Origin of the sequence: Marinobacter shengliensis (assembly GCF_030297115.1) — a bacterium.
Taxonomy (GTDB): Bacteria; Pseudomonadota; Gammaproteobacteria; order Pseudomonadales; family Oleiphilaceae; genus Marinobacter; species Marinobacter shengliensis.
Map to the genome: position 1 here is coordinate 3,020,669 of NZ_AP028062.1, position 18,843 is coordinate 3,039,511.

Genomic DNA, 18,843 nt, shown 5'->3' on the forward strand with positions numbered 1-18,843 from the left:
AACCGAGATGATAAACGGACTGAACCCGCTGTCAACCTTCATTGAACGAAAGGTTAACAGCGTACAGAGTGGAGGCCGCTGCGTCAGCTGCCTGTCACCCCACGCACACCATGGGCTGTGCACTGGCTGCCGGGACGACCTGCCGGCCAATCGCTGGCATTGCCACAGTTGCGCCCTGCCTCTGGCCTTTGCCACACCGGGCATGCAGTGCGGCGAATGTCAGACACTGCCCCCGCCCTTTTCCCGATCGCTGATTCCCTGGCGCTACCAGTACCCGGTAGATGGCATGATTGGCCGCTACAAGTATCAGGGGCACCGCAAGTTCGCTCGCCCACTGTTAGCCGGTTTCGCCAGCTTTCTGGACCAGAACCTTGAGCCGGAGCAGAGACCGGATGTTCTGATTCCCGCCCCCATGCACTGGCTCAGGCGCTGGCAACGGGGCTTTAATCAGGCCCAGGACATTGCCGAGTTTGTTGGCGCCCGGTTGGACATTCCGGTCGCGGCCGGGGTGGTGCGCCGGTCGCGACGGGTGAAGGCTCAGCGGAGTCTGAACAGGGCTGCGCGACTGCAGAATCTGCGGGATGTGTTTGAGGTGCGCGGAGTGGTGCCGGAGCGGGTGGCGATTGTTGATGATGTGGTTACCACGGGGGCTACGGTCAGGGTTCTTGCCTCTGCATTGAAGGAAGCGGGGGCTGCTGACATTCAGGTTTGGGCTTTGGCTCGGACTCCTGGCTAGGAGGTCCGGGAAACTAGTCGGGGACCTTTGTCTGGTGTCAGCAGCGATGAGGTCGCCCTTTCCGTGACGCGCTCAAGGCATCCTGCTCGCTTAGGACGGGCCATCCATGGCCCTTTATAGTCCCGGAAAGGGCGACCTCACCGCTGCACTAACGGCTGTGTTGGTTTCCCCGACATCCAAAGGCAGTTCTCCCCTACATCCTACTTTTCCCGTCTAATAGCAGTTTCACCTCTTCGGCTATTGCCAGGCAGGAAGTTAGCCCCGGTGATTCAATTCCAAACAGGTTAACCAGGCCGGGCAGTCCGTGTTGTGCCGGGCCGTCTATGCGGAAATCGAAGAAATCGCCATCGGGTCCAGTAAGCTTTGGGCGAATACCGGCGTAGGCCGGTTGAAGGCGGTCTGCATCCAGGCCTGGCCACCATTGCCGGATGCCTTCGGCGAAGGCGTGAACCCGGTCAGGATTCACCGTGTAGTCTTCCTCGCTAATCCATTCCACATCAGGACCAAAACGGGCCTGATTGGCGAGATCCAGGGTGAGGTGGACGCCCAGGCCGCCGGGCTCGGGCAAGGGGTAAATCAGGGTATTGAAGGGATGTTTGCCGGAATAGCTGAAATAAACGCCACGGGCCAGCCACTGTTCCGGGCGGGCGGTCGCGGGCAGGCCTTGCCATTGCTGGGCCAGGCGGGGGGCACCTAAACCGGCGGCGTTGATGACTTCAGAAGCCTCAAGTTTTACACGCTGGCTGCCACCCAGGGTCAGGGTATGCTTCCCGCCGTCGGATTCTGCGGCCAGCACCGGGCTGTTCAATACCAGTTGTCCGCCAGCATCCTCCAGCTCCCCCAACAGCGATAGCATCAGGCCATGGCTGTCGATAATCCCGGTTTCCGGAGACCACAGACCGGCCCGGGCGTTGATGGCAGAGAGTTGTCGGGTTATGTCCCGACCATCGCGAAGCTGCAATTCGACGCCGTTGCCCGCCGCCTGTGCCTGGATGCCGGCAAGGCGGTCGGCCTGAGCAAGGTTGGTTGCGATGATCCACTTGCCGCATTTTCGGTGGCCAACCTTGCGGCTGGTGCAGTAGTCATACAACAGCTCACGGCCCCGAACGCAACAGCGGGCTTTCAGGGAGCCTTGCGGGTAGTAGATTCCGGCGTGGATGACCTCGCTGTTGCGGGATGAGATGCCCTCGCCGAAGCGGGAGGCTGACTCCAGTACCAGGACTTCCCGGCCAGTCAGGGCCAGTTGCCGGGCAATGGCAAGCCCGACCACGCCGGCGCCAATGACCACCGTCTGTACGCTAAAACGCTCTTCACTCACGATGACTGACCATTTATCAATATCAAACGGGGAAATTACCGCAGATAGCCGCTGACTGCATTACCTCCATCCTCAGAACCGTTATACTTTACCCTACGGGTATCAGGATGCACGGAGCAGGGATTATGTCAGACAGGAAGCAGTTCATTACCGTTATGGTGGTTGCCGCGCTGTTCGTTAGCTGGATTGGCTGGCGAGGGTTTGAGGTTATCAGCCTGAACGATCAATTGATGGCCGATAAAACCGTGGCCAGTTACCCCTACCAGCACAGAGTGCTCCGGGTGGAAGGGGATACGGCGGTGATCAGTTCGCTGCGCTCCCACTCCGTCTCGACTCAGCAGGCATTGTCTGCGGTTTTTCCGAGTATGCGTCATCTGGCGGACACCCACCGGGACTGGCAGAGAGCTGAACGTGAATTGGCGCAGGTTCAGGCCCGGGCCGGTGATATTATTCTGGCAACCTCGGGCGTCAATCGTGTTCGCTGGGAACTGGACGAAAACTGGTATCATCTGCAATCCATGAAATCCCGATACAACACGGCCTTCTGAATTTTATGCAACATGAGCCTCCGGAACTGACAACGTCCACACATCCCTACGATCAACTCACCCCGGAAGTGATCCTGGACGCGCTCGAGGAAGCAGGCTTTGCCGTCAGCGGCCGGCTGTTCGCCCTGAACAGTTACGAGAACCGGGTTTACCAGATAGGGCTCGACGATGGCCCGCCGGTGATTGCCAAGTTCTATCGCCCGGGTCGCTGGAGCGAAGCCGCGATCCGGGAGGAGCATGAATTCTCGCTGGACTTGCAACAAGCCGACATTCCGGTGGTCGCGCCGTTGGTCATGCCCGGGGGCGATACCCTGGGCCAGCATCAGGCATTTCTGTTTGCGGTTTTCCCCCAGCGCGGCGGGCAGGCACCCGACACCAGCGTCACAGACACGCTGTACCGACTGGGCCAATGGCTGGGGCAGATCCATAACCTTGGCGCGCTGAAACCCTTCAACCACCGGCCGGGGTTTGACCTGATCCAGGGGCTGGAAGAGCACAATGCGCTGTTGGTCAACGGCGGCTGGGTGCCGGACGACCTGCGCCCGGCCTGGGACAGCCTGATCCCGGATCTGATTGCCGGCTGCCGCCAACGTATGGCAGACGCGGGAACCGTTGATACCCTGCGAATTCACGGCGACTGCCATGCCGGCAACATTCTGTGCCGGGACGAATCCATGCTGTTTGTAGACCTGGATGACTGTCGCACAGGGCCGGCCGTGCAGGACATGTGGCTGCTGCTTAACGGCGAAGCCTCCGAACGCGGGGCGCAGCTCGGCGAGTTGATTGAAGGCTATGAGATGTTCCGGGACTTCAACCGCCGGGAACGACATCTGATTGAGCCCCTGCGGTGTTATCGGCAAATCGCCCATTGCGCCTGGCTTGCCCGGCGCTGGGAAGATCCGGCCTTTCCACGGTTCTTCCCCTGGTTTGCCCAACCCAGATTTTGGTCAGACCAGATCCTGGCCCTTCGCGAACAACTTTCCGCACTTCAGGAACCGGCCATCAGCCTGCCCGGGCAATTCTGATCATCATTCAACGAGGTATCCATGAGCGATAACGACGAAGCCCGTTATACCGTCCGCAGCCTTATTGTGACCGGCATAGCCGCCATCATCGGCACCGTCCTGGTGTTAGAGGCCACAGGCCGCATTGACCATACCGAACACAAGGACCATGTGCCGGTCGGCGACTTCAAGGCTATTCATATCCAGCCCGGCGACAGCTTCCGGATGTCCAGAAAGTCCTCAGAGCTGCACGCTGTGTGCGAGAATGGCTACCTGGCCATCGCCGCCGATGTCGATCCATCCTTTCGGGGCATCCTGGTAGATTACAAGAACCGGGGTGTACGCTGCCAGCGGCCCTCTCCCACGGACCTGGCCCCAGCTACAGGTTCTGAAGAGGACGGCGATGAGTAAGGGCAAATCCGGGGCACCAGAGCAGCTGACCGACCGTCTGTTCGCTACCGAACGCAACCCCGAGGATTTCCGGTTCGATGCTTCGGTGGCCAGGGTCTTTCCCGACATGATTCGCCGGTCGGTGCCCGGCTACACCACCATCATCCCGATGATTGAGGTGATCACCGAGCAGTACGTACAACCAGGCTCCCATTGCTATGATCTGGGTTGCTCGCTGGGCGCTTCCACCCTGGCCATGCGCCACGGCATTCCTCACCGCGACTGCACCCTGGTGGGTGTCGACAACTCCAGCGCCATGATCGAGCGTTGCGAGCACTACATCGCACTGGATGACCACGAACTGCCGGTTACCCTGCGCTGCGAGGACATTCTCGAAACAGAACTGAGCCGAGCCTCGGTAACCACATTGAACTTTACCCTGCAGTTCGTACCACCGGAGCAGCGGCTGGCCCTGCTTACCCGGATTGCCAAGGCAACCCTGCCAGGCGGCGTACTGATCCTGTCTGAAAAAATCCGCTTTGAATCGGAAACCGAGCAGGATATCCAGACGCGACTGCACCACGAGTTCAAGCGCGCCAACGGCTACTCCGACCTGGAAATAAGCCAGAAACGGGCAGCCATCGAAAAGGTATTGATTCCGGAAACCCTGGCCGCCCACCGTGACCGGCTGATACAGGCCGGCTTTGATCAGGTACTGGTCTGGTATCAGTGCTTCAACTTTGTTTCCATACTGGCCCTCAAGAACCGTTGATCCCAGGACATAACCGACCCCATGGCACTTTTCGACTGGCGAGCGCACTTTCTCCCGTTCATCGACTTCCTGCAACAGTCCGGGCATGAGCCCTGGGCAGAGCGGCTTACCCGCCAACTGATTGCCCGGTTTGAAGACAACCCCCACGGCGACCTGCCCCGCTGGCAAAGCGCACTGGATTTGTTACCCGAGGTGCCCGGTGTTGCCGCTGACCTGAACTGTTCCGCCATTACCCTGTCGGCTCCCGACCCACTGACCCAGGCGCAGAGTGAAAGTCTAGAACAGGGCCTGCGGGGCCTGATGCCCTGGCGAAAAGGCCCATTCGAGTTCTTCGGCACCCACATAGACACCGAATGGCGATCAGACTGGAAATGGGACCGGGTTGCTCCTCATCTGTCAGACCTCAGGGGCAGAACCATTCTCGACGTTGGCTGCGGCTCCGGCTACCACTGCTGGCGCATGGCCGGGGCTGGCGCCGGCCGCGTTGTAGGCATCGACCCCGGTCTGCTGTTCATGTTCCAGTTTCTGGCAGTCAAGGGTTACCTGGGTGAGGTTCCGGTAGACCTGCTACCGGTGCGAATGGAGGACTTACCGGACAACCTGCAGATGTTCGACACCACCTTTTCGATGGGTGTTCTGTACCACCGTCGCTCGCCCCTGGACCACCTTCTGGAACTCAAGGGCACCCTCCGCCCAGGCGGCGAATTGGTACTGGAAACCCTGGTGGTTGACGGTCCGGAAGGCTTCAGTCTGATGCCGGAAGACCGCTACGGCCAGATGCGCAATGTCTGGTTCCTACCCAGTTGCCCCACCCTCTTACGCTGGCTGGACAGAACCGGGTTTCGCAATGCGCGGGTGGCGGATGTCAGCGACACCACCACCGAGGAACAACGGCAGACGGACTGGATGCGTTTCAACTCTCTGGCGGATTTTCTCGACCCGAACGATTCGAGCAAAACCATCGAAGGCTATCCGGGACCCAAGCGCGCAACCATCATCGCCGAGAAGCCCTGACGTAATACCCGAACATAAAAAAACCGCCTGAGGCGTGACAGCCAAAGGCGGTTTTTTTGTTCTTCGAGCTTACTCTCCGAACGGATGGCGCAGAGTGATGGTCTCCACCCGGTCAGGGCCCGTGGAGATAATATCGATCGGCGCTTCAATCTGCTCCTCCAGGAAGCGGATGTAGGCCTTGGCATTCTCTGGCAGCTGGTCAACGGTGGTCAGGCCTACCGTGCTCTCGCTCCAGCCCGGCAGCTCTTCATACACCGGTTCAATATCCTTGTAGCTATCGCAACCAATGGGCGGGCGGGTAATCTCACCATTCGGTGTCTTGTAGCCAACGCACACCTTCACCGTTTCCAGGCCGTCCAGCACGTCCAGTTTGGTCAGGCAAATGCCAGACACGCTGTTGATCTGGATGGCGTGGCGCAGGGCCACCGCATCAAACCAGCCACAACGGCGGGAGCGGCCGGTGGTGGTGCCAACTTCGTTACCTTTTACCGCCAGGTGCTGGCCCATGTCGTCAAACAGCTCGGTCGGGAAAGGACCTGAGCCAACACGAGTGGTGTAGGCCTTGGTAATGCCCAGCACGTAATCCAGGAACATCGGGCCAAAACCGGAGCCCGTGGCGGTGCCGCCAGCGGTGGTGTTGGACGAGGTAACGTACGGGTAGGTACCCAGATCGATATCCAGCAGAGAGCCCTGAGCACCTTCGAACAGGATGTTCTCGCCGCGCTTGCGGTAGTCGTGCAGAATATCGGTGACATCTGCAGACATGGGCAGGATTTCCTCACCCATCTGCTTCAATTCGGCCAGGGCCGCATCGATGTCTTCCGCCTCTTCCTTGAAATACTCGGTCAGCACGAAGTTGTGGTAAGACATGATTTCCCGCAGCTTTACTTCAAAGTCTGCCAGATTGCACAGATCGCCCAGACGCACGCCACGGCGTGATACCTTGTCTTCGTATGCGGGACCAATACCACGGCCAGTGGTGCCAATCTTTTCGTTACCCTTGGCGCGCTCGCGGGCCTGATCAATACGCACGTGGGTACGCAGGATGATCGGGCAGGCCAGGCTGATCTTCAGGCGATCGCGCACGGCCACACCGTTGGCTTCCAGTTCACGGACTTCTTTCAGCAGGGCCTCCGGTGACAACACCACGCCATTGCCAATCAGGCACTGGACATTCTTCCTGAGAATACCGGAAGGGATCAGGTGCAGCGCTGTTTTCTTGCCCTCGATCACCAGTGTGTGTCCGGCATTATGGCCACCCTGAAAGCGCACCACCGCAGCTACTTTGTCTGTCAGCAGGTCAACAATCTTGCCCTTGCCTTCATCACCCCATTGGGTGCCCAGCACAACAACGTTTTTACCCATGATTCTCTCTCAATTCAGACGAGCCGAAGGCTCAAGTCCTGCACATTAATCCAGTGAAACCGACACCTGGCGACTCAGGCCAGTGCCTCGACAACCCACTTACCATCCTTTTTGACCAACTGACGATCACAGCCACGCTCGGCTGGATTGGTGTCAGTGTCATCGGGCAAGGCCCGTACCACCGTTTCCGTCATTCTCAGGCCGGAGATCACACCTTCAAGGGCTGAATCCGTCTCCGCAGGTGCCCAGATGGCACCAGACCTTTTGGACGGACGTTCCCCCAGTGACACCAGGGCCCGGATATCGAGACTGAATCCTGTGGCAGGGCGAGCCCGGCCAAAATCACTGCCGATGGCATCGTAACGGCCGCCTTTGCCCACCGCATCACCATGGCCGGGCACATAGGCCGCGAACACCAGCCCGGTGTGGTAGTTGTAGCCACGCAGTTCGCAGAAATCGAAGCCAAGACTGACCTCTGGATAATCCCTGGCCAGCATCTCTGCCACCCGCCCCAACTGATCCAGGGCCGCATCCAGGGCGGTCGAGGCGCCGCTGAGAATCGAGCGAGCCTCGTCAAGTGCTTCCACGCCCCCGCTGACCCGGGCAAGCTCACGCAGGCGTGCACCGCCCGAACCGGCAGGGCAATCGCCCAGGAGCGCATCCAGCTCAGGCACCGATTTGCGTGCCATGGCATCGAAGACGGCCGCTTCGGTGTCCCGATCAAAGCCTGCCTCGGTGATCAGGCTCTCGTAAATCGATACATGGGCCAGATCCATATGCACACGGCGCAGGCCCGCAACCCGGAGCGCTTCCAGCATCAGACTGATCACTTCAAGATCGGCGGCTTCCGAGGCACTGCCAAACAATTCGCAACCGGCCTGGATCGGCGTTCGGCCGGTCAGCATATGGCGCGGACGGGTGTGCAAGACATGGCCGGCATAACAAAGCCGGGTGATGCCTTCGTGCCCCAGGGTATGGGCATCGATGCGCGCCGCCTGTGGCGTCATGTCGGCGCGCACGCCCATCATGCGACCGGTCAACTGGTCGGTGAGCTTGAAGGTTTGAAGCTCCAGGTCGTGGCCCGTACCGGTAAAGAGGGATTCAAGGTATTCAATGAGCGGCGGGATAACCAGCTGGTAACCCCAGCGCTGGCAGGTATCCATTACATCCCGTCGCAGGGATTCGATCTGTCCGGCCAGCGGCGGCAAAATGTCTTCCACCCCGTCAGGCAGTAACCAGCGATCAGATACAGTCATGAGATTCTGTTGTCCGTTTTTCCCGCGCCGGCAAAACACTCCGGGGGAATGACTCAGGATTTAGGATGCCAGGGGCTGAAAACCCAAAGCAAAACCGGCGAAATTCTACACCGTTGGCAGACACAAAAAAACCGGAATACCGAGGTATTCCGGTTTTTTGATCTTCAGAGCCGATCAGTTGGCGCCCATCGGGTCCTTCAGGAAGCGCATGAATGCGCTGTCGGAATCGATCACCATGATGTCATCCTTGCCCGAGAAGGTATTGCGATAGGCCTGCAGGCTGCGATAGAAGCTGTAGAATTCCTCGTTGGAACCGTAAGCATCTGCGTAGATCTGCGCAGCTTCACGATCACCGGCACCGCGGGTCTGCTCGGCTTCAGCAAACGCTGTGGCCAGAATAACCGTCTGCTGGCGATCTGCATCAGCCCGGATACCCTCGGCCAGCTCCTGGCCCCGGGAACGGAATTCCTGGGCCAGCTTCTGGCGCTCAGCAGCCATCCGGCGGAAGACGTTCTCACTGACCTGCCCCGGCAGCTCAATCGCTTTTACCCGGATATCCAGGACTTCGATACCGAACTCTCCAACCACGTTGGAATTCACCCGGTCACGAAGCGTGTTCATAAGCTGATCCCGCTGGCCGGATACCACTTCGTGCATGGTGCGAACACCGAACTCATCCCGCAGGCCATTATCGACCCGAGACAGAATCAGAGACCGAGCCCTGAATTCATCCCCGCCCGTGGAGCGGTAGAACTGATCCACGTTACGGATGCGCCACGCCACGTAGGAGTTTACGTCCAAAGGCTTCTTTTCCACCGTCAGGTACTGGCGAGACGGCAGGTCCATGGTCAATACCCGGATATCGAACTCGCGGATCTGGTCAATCACCGGCACCTTGAAGTGCAGGCCTGCCGGAATGTCGGTCTGAACCAATTCACCGAACCGCAGTTTAACGCCCCGGTGGGTTTCCGGGATGATGTATACACTTGACAGCACAAGCAGGACAACAATCAGAGCGCCTGCAAGGCCCACAACAGCTTTGGGTCCCATAACTTATCTGCTCCTCCGAATGTTGGTGTCCTGACGCGAGCGCAGCTCTTGCAGCACCTGGTCCGTCAGCATGCCGATATCGGCCTGGTTGCTGCCGCCAGATGAGCGGGAGCTGCTTGATGAACCACCAGTGCCTTGCATCAGACGATCCAGAGGCAGGTACATCATGTTGCCGCTGCTCTCGGTATCGATGAAGATCTTGCTGCTGTTCGCCAGCACCTGTTCCACCGCCTGAATGTACATGCGTTCGCGGGTAACCGCCGGCGCAATTTCATACACTTCCAGCAGCTGAGTGAAACGAGAGCTCTCACCACGGGCACGCTCAACCACTTCTTCCAGATAGGCGTTGGCCTCCTCGATCAGGCGCTGGGCCTGGCCGCGAGCCTCCGGCACGATCCGGTTGCGGTAGGTTTCCGCCTCTTCCTTCAGCCGCTGTTCGTCTTCCCGGGCACGCTGCACTTCACGGAAGGCATCCTGCACCGCAGAGGGTGGCTGGGTGCTTTCAACGTTGACCCGGACAACTTCAAGACCCGCGCCATATTCACGAAGAAAGCTCTGCAGGCGCTGCTCGACACGAATAGCGAGTTCAGCACGCCCTTCAGTCAGCACCTCATCCAGAGTGGAGCTACCCACTTCGTGACGCAGGGCGCTGTCAGTGGCAAACGACAGGGCTTCGTTAGAATCCCTGACGTTGAGAACGTAGTCACGGGCATTGCCTACCCGATACTGAACCTGCAGATCAACCGTTACCAGGTTTTCATCCATGGTCAGCATCTGGCCACTGGACTGGGCGGTACGAACGTTGGTTACCCCAACCTTGTACACCCGATCAATCAACGGCACCTTGAACCTCAAACCCGGGTTCTCAGTGGTGCTGTACTCACCAAACCGGAGAACAACAGCCCGTTCCTGTTCGTCTACGGTATAGAACGACTGAAACACCACATAGCCAAGCGCCAGGATAGCTGCCAGCGCAATGACGGCACCAAACCCGCCAGCACTGCCACCGGAGCTGCTACCGCCGGAATTGCCTGAGTTGCCACCTTTGCCACCCAGCATCCTGTTCAGCTTTTCAAGGCCTTTTTTCAGCGCCTCATCCAGGTCCGGTGGCCCCTGATCATTGCCGCGACGACCACCCCCGGTTCCCCAGGGATCGTTGTCGTTACGGTTTCCACCCGGTTCATTCCAGGCCATAGTTCTCTCCGTTCATGTATTATCGAATGGCTGCAAATACTAGGGATTTATCAACGCCCCGGCAATAGCTTGCGGCTTTCGGACTCATCGAATCTCCAGCCTGAGCGCTTCTTCCCTGACGCCCGCCCGGCTCAGCAACTGCATCCAGTCCCGGTTTTGCAACCTCACCTCCAGCACTGTATCACCGGTCTCCCGGTGTTCTTCACTCAACACAGACCCAGCCTCGTGCAGAAGGGCGCGAAGCTTGCCATCGGCCGGCCCAAGCAACACAAAGTGATGCACAACGTCCTCCGCCAGCCGTTCAACCAGCGCATCGAACAGAAGCTCAAGACCCTGCCCGGTCACCGCAGACACCCAGGCCCGAACGGGCACACCATCCTCGTTCCGGTCTATCCTGGGCTCAAATCCATCCAACAGGTCAATCTTGTTGAACACCTGAAGGACCGGTATTTCGTCCGCACCGATCTCCGCCAGCACGCTCTCCACCTGTTCCATGTTGTCATCGCGACGCTCGTCGTGACAATCAATCACGTGCAGCAGTAACGTTGCCTGAGTGGTTTCTTCCAGTGTTGCGCGAAAAGCCTCTACCAGCTTGTGGGGCAAATGCCGGATGAAGCCGACCGTATCCGCCACTACGACCGGACCAATATCCGGAAGTTCCAGACGACGCAAGGTTGGGTCCAACGTCGCAAACAACTGATCAGCAGCATATACGCTGGCTGTGGTGATTCGGTTGAATAATGTGGATTTCCCAGCGTTGGTGTAGCCCACCAGGGACAACGTCGGAATATCGGCCCGTTTGCGGGCACGGCGGCCCTGGTCACGCTGTTTGCGGACTTTCTCAAGCCGCTTGTGAATAGACTTGATGCGTTCCCGCAGCAATCGACGGTCGGTTTCAAGCTGGGTTTCACCGGGCCCCCGCAGACCGATACCGCCTTTCTGGCGCTCAAGGTGGGTCCACCCTCGAACCAGCCTCGTCGACATATGCTCCAGCTGAGCCAGTTCCACCTGGAGCTTGCCCTCGTGGGTACGGGCGCGCTGGGCGAAAATGTCCAGGATAACGCCGGTACGGTCCAGCACCCGACACTTGAGCTCCCGCTCGATGTTGCGCTCCTGACTGGGCCTGAGGGCATGGTTGAAAAGCACCACGTCCGCCTCACTGGCGGCAACGGCATCGCGGATTTCGTCAAGCTTGCCTTCGCCAACAAAGAGCCGGGGGTTGGGCTGCTTGCGGGAGCCTGTCACCATCATCACCGGCTCAACGCCGGCGGAGGTCACCAGTTCCCGAAACTCACCGGGGTCTTCGGTATCATCGTGGGCGGTGAATTCTATGTGAACGAGAACCGCCCGTTCTCCAACGTCAGGACGCTCAAACAAGATAGGTTAAACTCCATAAAAACAAACACCCGCGGCCATTCGAGCTCTCGGGCTGTCCTGGAACGCGGGTGTAGAAACCGGAAACTCCGGAAAGATCAGTCTTCAGACTCACCTTCACCTGCCGGGTTCTGCGGCGGAAGGCGCACATTGCGAGCAGGGACCACAGTGGAAATCGCATGCTTGTAGACCATCTGGCTGACGGTGTTCTTCAGCAGAATAACAAACTGGTCAAAGGATTCGATCTGGCCCTGCAGCTTGATGCCGTTGACCAGAAAGATAGAAACCGGAATGCGTTCCTTGCGCAATGCATTGAGGTAAGGGTCTTGTAAAGAATGCCCTTTTGACATGTGAGTTCTCCTGTTTATAAGTAAGTGCAGATCGTCATTTTTCTGATTTAAATGTGGTGCCAAGGCCGCTTTTTTTCAAGGCATTAACCACCACTTGCGGATCACCGGCGTTCAGCCAGTGAACATTCGGCCATTTTCGCAACCAGGTCAGCTGCCGCTTTGCCAGTTGTCGGGTGGCGGCAACGCCCTTGTCGACGAAAGTCTGGTAATCACAGCTACCCGTCAGATAATCCCACGCCTGCCGATAGCCAACGCAACGCATCGAAGGCATGTCAGGATTGAGATCACCCCGCTTCATCAGAGCACGGACTTCGTCCAGAAACCCTGCCTTAAGCATAGCCTGAAAACGAAGCCCTATACGCCGATGAAGCTCAGAACGCTCGGCTGGAGCCAAGGCAAACTGGAAAACAGTATACGGCAGGCTCGGGGTTTCGTCTGCCTGCCAACGGGTAAAATACGTGTAATCCTCAATACCTGACACCGCCTCCTGTTCAGAAGTTCCCGATTGCGCCTGCCAGATTTCAGAAATGGGTCTGCCCGTCAGGCGAATAACTTCCAGTGCCCGCATCAGCCGCTGGCGGTTATTTGGGTGGATTAGCCCGGCGGCAACGGGATCAAGGCTTGTCAGTTCCCGGTGCAGGTGCTCCCAACCGTGCTCTGCCGCCTCCTGCTCGATGCGCGCCCGCAACTCCGGGTTAGCGGAGGGCAAGTCGGACATACCGTGCAACAATGCCTTGAAATACATCATGGTTCCGCCAACCAACAACGGGATGCGGCCGCGGCGGGTGATATCTGCCATCTCGGCAAGCGCATCACGACGAAAATCCGCAGCAGAATAGCTGTCGGCAGGATCACAGATGTCGATCAGGCGATGAGGTGCTCTGGCCAGTTCTTCGGCATCAGGTTTTGCGGTACCAATATCCATACCCCGGTAAATCATCGCGGAATCGACACTGATGATGTCACATGGGAGCATGTCGCAGAGGGCGATGGCCATATCGGTTTTGCCGGAAGCCGTCGGCCCCATCAGAAAGATAGCCGGCGGCAGCGCATGCCCCGGTTGGCGCTCAGTGTCCGACATGGAGTGACTAACGCCCCCTCAGGAACAGTTTGTCGAGTTCTGACAGCGTGACCAGAGTCCAGGTGGGGCGGCCGTGATTGCATTGGCCGCTTCGCTCAGTGGCTTCCATGTCACGTAACAGCGAGTTCATTTCCGGAATGGTGAGTTGCCGGTTTGCCCGAACAGAACCATGGCAGGCCATAGTGCCCAGCAATTCGTGAGTGACGGCTTCTACCCGGTCGCTCTGCCCATGCTCAATCAGATCCGCCAGCACGTCCCGGACCAGTTGTTCGGTGTCGGCGCCCCGCAGCAGCGCAGGAATCTGTCGCACAGCCAGGGTCTCCGGGCCGATTCGTTCAATTTGCAACCCCAGGTGCTGCAACTCCTCACCGTGAGTTTCCGCCAGCGCCGCCTCTTTCTGGCTTACCGCCAGTGACAACGGCACCAGCAGGGGCTGGCTTTTCAGATCTTGCTCGGCCAGGGCGTGCTTCATACGCTCATAGGTGATGCGCTCATGGGCAGCATGCATATCAACAACGATCAGGCCAGCCCGGCTCTGGGCAAGGATGTAGATGCCATGTAGCTGGGCGATGGCATAACCCAGGGGCGGCTCTTCATCGGTGTCTCGTGGAGGCGTGACCGCAACCGGCTGGCTGGCATGGTCAGGCCGGGAAGCAACCCCCCCGCCCTCATTCAGGGATTGATAGAACGCCATCTGGTCACTGGCCTTCCATTCCTGCTGCGGCTGGGAAGCCGACCCAACACCAAAGCCGCCTCCGTTGGCATAACCACCAGCTACAGGCGGCGCCCGATCGGGGAGCGATGCCCCCATCCCAGCTGGATGACCGGCGGGGTTGGCAACAACTGCCTCTGGCTCGCGCCCGAAAGACTGAGCGACCGCACCGCGCAAATGATCATCCGGGCGAACATCAGCCAGAGCCCGGTGCAGGGTGCGGAAGATAAAATCATGGACCAACCGACCATCCCGGAACCGGACCTCGTGCTTGGTGGGGTGCACGTTGACATCGACGGTGGCGGGATCCACTTCCAGATAGAGCACAAAGGCGGGGTGGCGGTTGTTGTAAAGCACATCCCGGTAGGCCTGTCGCACCGCATGGGCGACCAGCTTATCCCGAATGACCCGGCCATTCACGAAGAAGTACTGCAGGTCCGCCTGGCTGCGCGAGAAGGTGGGCAATGCCACCCAGCCCCAGAGCCGCAGGCCGGTCGCTTCCGCGTCAATAATAACGGCGTTGTCTATAAACTGCTGTCCGCACAGCGAACCAATACGTCGCTCCTTGTCGACCTCCGACTCTGCTGGCCGCAGGCTCTGCACCACACGCTGGTTGTGGCGCAGGGTAAAGCCAGCATCAAATCGGCTCAGGGCCTGCCGGCGAATACACTCTTCCACATGATTGAATTCGGTTTTTTCCGTTCGCAGGAACTTGCGCCGGGCTGGCGTGTTGAAGAACAGGTCACGGACTTCCACGGTGGTTCCCACCGGGTGCGCGGCCGGAGAAAGACGGGCATCCATATCCCGGCCTTCCACCTCCACTCGGGCAGCGGCTTCCTGGGCTTCGGTGCGGGACGTGAGTGCCAGGCGCGAAACGGAACTGATACTGGCCAGGGCTTCACCACGAAAGCCTAATGTACCGACAGCTTCCAGGTCATCGAGGGTCAGGATTTTACTGGTGGCATGGCGGCTGAGGGCCAGCGGCAGGTCGGCTTCGTCAATGCCCGAGCCATCATCACGCACCCGGATCAGCTTGACGCCACCCTGCTCCACTTCAATATCAACCCGGCTTGCACCTGCATCCAGCGCGTTTTCCACTAACTCTTTGACGACGGATGCAGGCCGCTCCACCACCTCGCCCGCAGCAATCTGGTTGGCGAGCCGGGGCGATAGCAACTGAATGTGGGGCATATCCGGGAACTACCTCTTGATCAGGATGAGGGGATGCGAATGGTTTGCCCTACCATAACACGATCATCGGTCATCCCGTTAAAGCGCATTAACTCGCTGACGGTGGTCTGGTTCTGCCGGGCCACACCAGACAAGGTGTCACCCCGCTGGATACGGTACCGGCTAACCTGCCCGCCACCTTTCTGATTTTCCTTCTGCCAGGCCAATAGCGTGCCCGGTGGAGGCGTTCGCTGAAAATACTCGTGAATACCGTCCATGATGGCGTTGGCCAGTCGATTGCGATACCACTCGGTGGCCAGGTTCTGCTCTTCTTTCGGGTTCGAGATAAACCCGGCTTCCACCAGTATTGACGGTATATCCGGAGACTTCAGAACCGCGAAGGCCGCCTGCTCAACACCGGGCTTGTGCAACTTGGCAACACCGCCCAACTGCCCCAGCACAGAGCTCCCCACCCCGAGACTGGCATTGATGCTGGCGGTCATGGAGAGATCCAGCAGAACACCTGCCAGCATATCGTCGCGACCGTCCAAAGACACGCCACCAGCACCGCCAATCAGATCAGAGCGATTCTCGCTTTGGGCCAGCCAGCGCGCGGTTTCACTGGTCGCTCCCCGCTGGGACAGGGCAAATACCGATGCGCCACTGGGTTGAGGTGTTCTGAAGGCATCTGCATGCACCGAGACGAACAGATCCGCGTTGTACTTGCGCGCCAGCAACGTGCGATTGCGCAACCCGATGTAATAGTCCCCGGTGCGGGTAAGTTTGGCGGTAAAGCCCGGCTGCTTGTTGATCAGATCCGCCAGGGTTTTGGACATTCTGAGCACAACATCTTTTTCCCGGGTACCTCTGGGGCCGATAGCGCCTGGGTCTTCACCGCCGTGGCCCGGGTCGATCACGATGATGATATCCCGCTTGCCGGCTGAATCCTGAGTCACCGTGGGGCTGGCAGCCCGTTCGAGACGGCTGCCCTTCTCGTCAATCAGGTCGACCACCAGCCGGTGCCCGTATTGCTGATTGGGCTCCAACACAAAACTGCGGGGCTTGATGTCGCTTTTCAGATCGAGTACCACCCTGAGGTCGCTGCCATTGCGCGGTGCGCTGCGGATCCGCTCAATCGGACTGCCACTGAGGTCCACTTTGCTGAAATCCGCTTTCAGGGAGGTATTTTTCAAGTCGATTACCAACCTCGAGGGCCCGGATAGCGCAAACACGTTGTGCTCCACACTACCGGCAGTATCAAGGACGAGGCGCGTGTGGTCAGGCGCGGGCCAGAGCCGCACGCCTTCAATCTGGGTAGCAGCCTGAGCGAGGTTAGCCGCCAGAGCCACCATCAAACACAGAAAAAGTCTCATGAATCAGGCCCTATCAGCTCTATTTGATTCAACAGGGAGGCGCCGAACTCCGATCGGGCACGCAGTACTACCGACCGGCCTTCTCCCTGCCGTTCCAGGTGGATTTCAAGATCTGGCTCTGGCAGAACACCCTCTCCCCGCTCCGGCCATTCAATCAGACAGAAACTGCCGCCCGAAAAGTAATCGCGGATTCCCATGTACTCAAGCTCCTCGGGATCGCCCAGACGGTAAAGGTCGAAATGGTATACCGGCGGTTCCAGGTCTTCATAGGGCTCCACAAGGGTATACGTTGGACTTTTAACCGCTCCCACATGCCCGAGCCCTCTCATTACACCGCGGCTCAGAGTGGTTTTCCCCATGCCCAGATCGCCATCCAGGAACACCACAATGCCCTGATCGGATGCCTTCACCAGCCCGGCAAGCTCACCGCCCAGGCGCTCTGTTTCCGCTTCACTCTCCAGAAACAACCGGCGTTCATTGCCGAAAATGCTCATAACGCCTCCTGGTCGTCACGGCTGTTCACCTTTTCTGCTTCCCACAGCACCTTTGGCAAGGCGCTGATTACATCCGTGGGCGTCAGCCCCATATAGCCATAAGTCTGCACCGCCTGGTCCGCCGCGGCCAGATGCAGAGCCGCAGCCAGTGTCGTGGCCTGCCGGGGGTCCTTCAGCTGTGCCAGCAACGCGCCGGCGATGCCGGATAAAACATCGCCCATGCCCCCGGTCGCCAGGCCCGGATTACCACCAGGAACAATCACCGGAAGTGCCGAGCCACTGGCGATAACGGTACCCGCGCCTTTCAGCAACACCACCCCGCCCAGCATGGTTTGCAGCCGGCGGGCTGCAGACACCCGGTCCGCCTCAACGTCAGCGACATCACAACCCAACAACCGCGCCGCCTCGCCGGGGTGTGGCGTCAGTATATGGCTATCAGACACCACGGGCACTCGCCCGGCCATCAGATTGAGCGCGTCGGCATCCAACACCCGCGGCAGCCCGCTTTGTTCAACCTGTTGCAGCATCTGCTGCCCCCAGGCCAGCTTGCCCATGCCAGGACCACACACCACCACATCGGCCCTGGCCAATAATGGCGGCAATTCTGAGCCATGGATCAACCCGTGCACCATCAAGGACGGGCAGCGGGCAAGCGCAGCCGTAACATGTTCCGGGCGGGTAGCCAGGGTAACCAGACCGGCCCCGGCCCGGGACGCCGCCTCGGCGGCCATGATGCCGGCGCCACCAAAACCCCGGTCACCGGCAACCACCAACACGTGGCCAAAACGCCCCTTGTGGGCATCAAGCGGACGGACAGGCAGCTGTTCCTTGCACTGGGCCCAGGACTGCAAGCGGGCAAGCGGCGGCTGGCCACTGCCAGAGATATCGTGGCCGGTATCAAGAGCCTCAAACACTACCTCACCGCAAACACCGGCACCGGCACCCGTGTACAAGCCAGCCTTGGCGCCAATGAAAGTCACCGTTACCTTGGCCTGAATCACATCACCCGCTGAAGAGCCTGTTGTGGCATTCAGGCCGGACGGCAAATCCACCGCCAATACCGGCAAACCCGATTCATTAACCCGCCGAATCACACCTGCAAAGGGCTCCCGGGGCGAACCCGTCACTCCTGTACCCAGCATCGCATCCACCACCAGGGTTGCAGACGACAGATGTTTTTCCAATCCGTCTTCGCCCAGTTCGCCGATATCTTCAACACTGACACCTTCCGCGCGGGCACGGTTAAGCGCATTAAGCGCATCCCCGGTCAACTTGCCGGTCGGTGCGATGGCAATGCAACGGACAGTAATACCATGTCTTTGAGCATTCGCCGCCACCAAGTAGCCATCACCGCCGTTGTTACCAGCACCGCAAAGCACCAGAATCGACCCGGGGACAGGCCAGTGACGCAACAACTGGCGAAAGGCCGCCCGGGCAGCGGCCTGCATCAACTCAAAGCCATCAACGCCTTGCTGATCAATCAGGTAGCGGTCAATTGCTCGCACCGAGTCGGCGGAGTAGAGCGCTTCTGGTAGACTGCTTGCATTGCGTATTGGCATTCGCCAAAGCTCCAGCTAAAGAAACCGGTTTAAGAAAACTGGCCAGATACCTGTAAAGAATAGCAAAACAGGGAAAAAGGTCA

The 18,843-nt window shown here is 59.1% G+C and carries 18 protein-coding genes; 6 read left to right on the plus strand and 12 right to left on the minus strand.

Annotated features, from left to right (window positions below):
- The first annotated feature begins 7 nt into the window (after positions 1–7).
- Positions 8–736 carry a ComF family protein gene (locus tag QUE75_RS13810; protein ID WP_286251024.1) on the plus strand — a complete coding sequence of 243 codons (729 nt, stop codon included), beginning with the start codon at positions 8–10 and terminating at the stop codon, positions 734–736.
- A gap of 193 nt (positions 737–929) precedes the next feature.
- Here the strand turns inward: QUE75_RS13810 and QUE75_RS13815 are convergent, their stop codons facing one another.
- A complete protein-coding gene (locus tag QUE75_RS13815; RefSeq protein WP_286251025.1) occupies positions 930–2,054 on the minus strand; it encodes an NAD(P)/FAD-dependent oxidoreductase in 1,125 nt (374 codons plus the stop codon).
- A gap of 125 nt (positions 2,055–2,179) precedes the next feature.
- Here QUE75_RS13815 and QUE75_RS13820 point away from each other — a divergent pair, with 125 nt between their 5' ends.
- Genes QUE75_RS13820 through cmoB form a run of 5 tightly spaced genes read left to right on the plus strand, consistent with a single transcriptional unit; the run spans position 2,180 to position 5,782 of the window.
- Complete coding sequence (locus QUE75_RS13820) at positions 2,180–2,602, plus strand: hypothetical protein (protein ID WP_058092060.1); 423 nt, start codon at positions 2,180–2,182, stop codon at positions 2,600–2,602.
- Between the two features lie 5 nt (positions 2,603–2,607).
- Positions 2,608–3,627, plus strand: coding sequence for a serine/threonine protein kinase (locus QUE75_RS13825; protein ID WP_286251028.1), 1,020 nt, complete (start codon positions 2,608–2,610; stop codon positions 3,625–3,627).
- Positions 3,628–3,648: 21 nt separating this feature from the next.
- A complete protein-coding gene (locus QUE75_RS13830; protein WP_058092062.1) occupies positions 3,649–4,017 on the plus strand; it encodes a hypothetical protein in 369 nt (122 codons plus the stop codon).
- Positions 4,010–4,768: a carboxy-S-adenosyl-L-methionine synthase CmoA gene (cmoA, locus tag QUE75_RS13835; RefSeq protein ID WP_286251030.1), complete on the plus strand. Its 759-nt coding sequence runs from the start codon at positions 4,010–4,012 to the stop codon at positions 4,766–4,768. Before QUE75_RS13830 ends, cmoA begins: the two co-directional genes overlap by 8 nt.
- A 21-nt stretch (positions 4,769–4,789) precedes the next feature.
- Positions 4,790–5,782, plus strand: coding sequence for a tRNA 5-methoxyuridine(34)/uridine 5-oxyacetic acid(34) synthase CmoB (gene cmoB / locus QUE75_RS13840; protein WP_286251032.1), 993 nt, complete (start codon positions 4,790–4,792; stop codon positions 5,780–5,782).
- A gap of 69 nt (positions 5,783–5,851) precedes the next feature.
- Here the strand turns inward: cmoB and QUE75_RS13845 are convergent, their stop codons facing one another.
- From QUE75_RS13845 to QUE75_RS13895, 11 genes are all read right to left on the minus strand, one after another.
- On the minus strand, positions 5,852–7,147 hold the full coding sequence (locus QUE75_RS13845; RefSeq protein WP_061331573.1) for an adenylosuccinate synthase: 1,296 nt from the start codon (positions 7,145–7,147) through the stop codon (positions 5,852–5,854).
- Positions 7,148–7,221: 74 nt separating this feature from the next.
- Entirely contained in the window at positions 7,222–8,403 is a 1,182-nt protein-coding gene (locus QUE75_RS13850) for an ATP phosphoribosyltransferase regulatory subunit (protein WP_106694987.1), read from the minus strand.
- Between the two features lie 174 nt (positions 8,404–8,577).
- The gene (gene hflC / locus QUE75_RS13855) at positions 8,578–9,453 is read right to left on the minus strand and encodes a protease modulator HflC (protein WP_061331575.1); all 876 of its coding nucleotides are present in this window, start codon (positions 9,451–9,453) and stop codon (positions 8,578–8,580) included.
- Between the two features lie 3 nt (positions 9,454–9,456).
- Positions 9,457–10,647: an FtsH protease activity modulator HflK gene (hflK, locus tag QUE75_RS13860; RefSeq protein ID WP_106694986.1), complete on the minus strand. Its 1,191-nt coding sequence runs from the start codon at positions 10,645–10,647 to the stop codon at positions 9,457–9,459.
- An 84-nt stretch (positions 10,648–10,731) separates the two neighbouring features.
- Positions 10,732–12,027, minus strand: coding sequence for a ribosome rescue GTPase HflX (hflX, locus tag QUE75_RS13865; protein ID WP_227510115.1), 1,296 nt, complete (start codon positions 12,025–12,027; stop codon positions 10,732–10,734).
- A 92-nt stretch (positions 12,028–12,119) separates the two neighbouring features.
- The gene (hfq, locus tag QUE75_RS13870; RefSeq protein WP_058092070.1) at positions 12,120–12,371 is read right to left on the minus strand and encodes an RNA chaperone Hfq; all 252 of its coding nucleotides are present in this window, start codon (positions 12,369–12,371) and stop codon (positions 12,120–12,122) included.
- A gap of 34 nt (positions 12,372–12,405) precedes the next feature.
- Complete coding sequence (gene miaA, locus QUE75_RS13875) at positions 12,406–13,452, minus strand: tRNA (adenosine(37)-N6)-dimethylallyltransferase MiaA (RefSeq protein ID WP_286251042.1); 1,047 nt, start codon at positions 13,450–13,452, stop codon at positions 12,406–12,408.
- A gap of 7 nt (positions 13,453–13,459) precedes the next feature.
- Positions 13,460–15,355, minus strand: coding sequence for a DNA mismatch repair endonuclease MutL (mutL, locus tag QUE75_RS13880; protein WP_061331579.1), 1,896 nt, complete (start codon positions 15,353–15,355; stop codon positions 13,460–13,462).
- Between the two features lie 20 nt (positions 15,356–15,375).
- Positions 15,376–16,707, minus strand: coding sequence for an N-acetylmuramoyl-L-alanine amidase (locus tag QUE75_RS13885; RefSeq protein ID WP_061331580.1), 1,332 nt, complete (start codon positions 16,705–16,707; stop codon positions 15,376–15,378).
- Entirely contained in the window at positions 16,704–17,201 is a 498-nt protein-coding gene (gene tsaE, locus QUE75_RS13890; protein WP_286251046.1) for a tRNA (adenosine(37)-N6)-threonylcarbamoyltransferase complex ATPase subunit type 1 TsaE, read from the minus strand. The genes QUE75_RS13885 and tsaE overlap by 4 nt, the downstream gene beginning before the upstream one ends.
- The gene (locus tag QUE75_RS13895; RefSeq protein ID WP_286251047.1) at positions 17,198–18,760 is read right to left on the minus strand and encodes an NAD(P)H-hydrate dehydratase; all 1,563 of its coding nucleotides are present in this window, start codon (positions 18,758–18,760) and stop codon (positions 17,198–17,200) included. The genes tsaE and QUE75_RS13895 overlap by 4 nt, the downstream gene beginning before the upstream one ends.
- Positions 18,761–18,843: the final 83 nt, after the last annotated feature.

What these genes read in the sequence shown, in the direction of transcription:
- miaA (WP_286251042.1), bottom strand. Translation starts at nt 13,452, where the DNA reads ATGTCGGACACTGAGCGCCAACCGGGGCATGCGCTGCCGCCGGCTATC.
- QUE75_RS13830 (WP_058092062.1), top strand. Translation starts at nt 3,649, where the DNA reads ATGAGCGATAACGACGAAGCCCGTTATACCGTCCGCAGCCTTATTGTG.
- hfq (WP_058092070.1), bottom strand. Translation starts at nt 12,371, where the DNA reads ATGTCAAAAGGGCATTCTTTACAAGACCCTTACCTCAATGCATTGCGC.
- QUE75_RS13820 (WP_058092060.1), top strand. Translation starts at nt 2,180, where the DNA reads ATGTCAGACAGGAAGCAGTTCATTACCGTTATGGTGGTTGCCGCGCTG.
- QUE75_RS13845 (WP_061331573.1), bottom strand. Translation starts at nt 7,147, where the DNA reads ATGGGTAAAAACGTTGTTGTGCTGGGCACCCAATGGGGTGATGAAGGC.
- cmoB (WP_286251032.1), top strand. Translation starts at nt 4,790, where the DNA reads ATGGCACTTTTCGACTGGCGAGCGCACTTTCTCCCGTTCATCGACTTC.
- tsaE (WP_286251046.1), bottom strand. Translation starts at nt 17,201, where the DNA reads ATGAGCATTTTCGGCAATGAACGCCGGTTGTTTCTGGAGAGTGAAGCG.
- QUE75_RS13885 (WP_061331580.1), bottom strand. Translation starts at nt 16,707, where the DNA reads ATGAGACTTTTTCTGTGTTTGATGGTGGCTCTGGCGGCTAACCTCGCT.
- QUE75_RS13810 (WP_286251024.1), top strand. Translation starts at nt 8, where the DNA reads ATGATAAACGGACTGAACCCGCTGTCAACCTTCATTGAACGAAAGGTT.
- cmoA (WP_286251030.1), top strand. Translation starts at nt 4,010, where the DNA reads ATGAGTAAGGGCAAATCCGGGGCACCAGAGCAGCTGACCGACCGTCTG.
- QUE75_RS13825 (WP_286251028.1), top strand. Translation starts at nt 2,608, where the DNA reads ATGCAACATGAGCCTCCGGAACTGACAACGTCCACACATCCCTACGAT.
- QUE75_RS13850 (WP_106694987.1), bottom strand. Translation starts at nt 8,403, where the DNA reads ATGACTGTATCTGATCGCTGGTTACTGCCTGACGGGGTGGAAGACATT.
- hflC (WP_061331575.1), bottom strand. Translation starts at nt 9,453, where the DNA reads ATGGGACCCAAAGCTGTTGTGGGCCTTGCAGGCGCTCTGATTGTTGTC.
- hflK (WP_106694986.1), bottom strand. Translation starts at nt 10,647, where the DNA reads ATGGCCTGGAATGAACCGGGTGGAAACCGTAACGACAACGATCCCTGG.
- QUE75_RS13895 (WP_286251047.1), bottom strand. Translation starts at nt 18,760, where the DNA reads ATGCCAATACGCAATGCAAGCAGTCTACCAGAAGCGCTCTACTCCGCC.
- mutL (WP_061331579.1), bottom strand. Translation starts at nt 15,355, where the DNA reads ATGCCCCACATTCAGTTGCTATCGCCCCGGCTCGCCAACCAGATTGCT.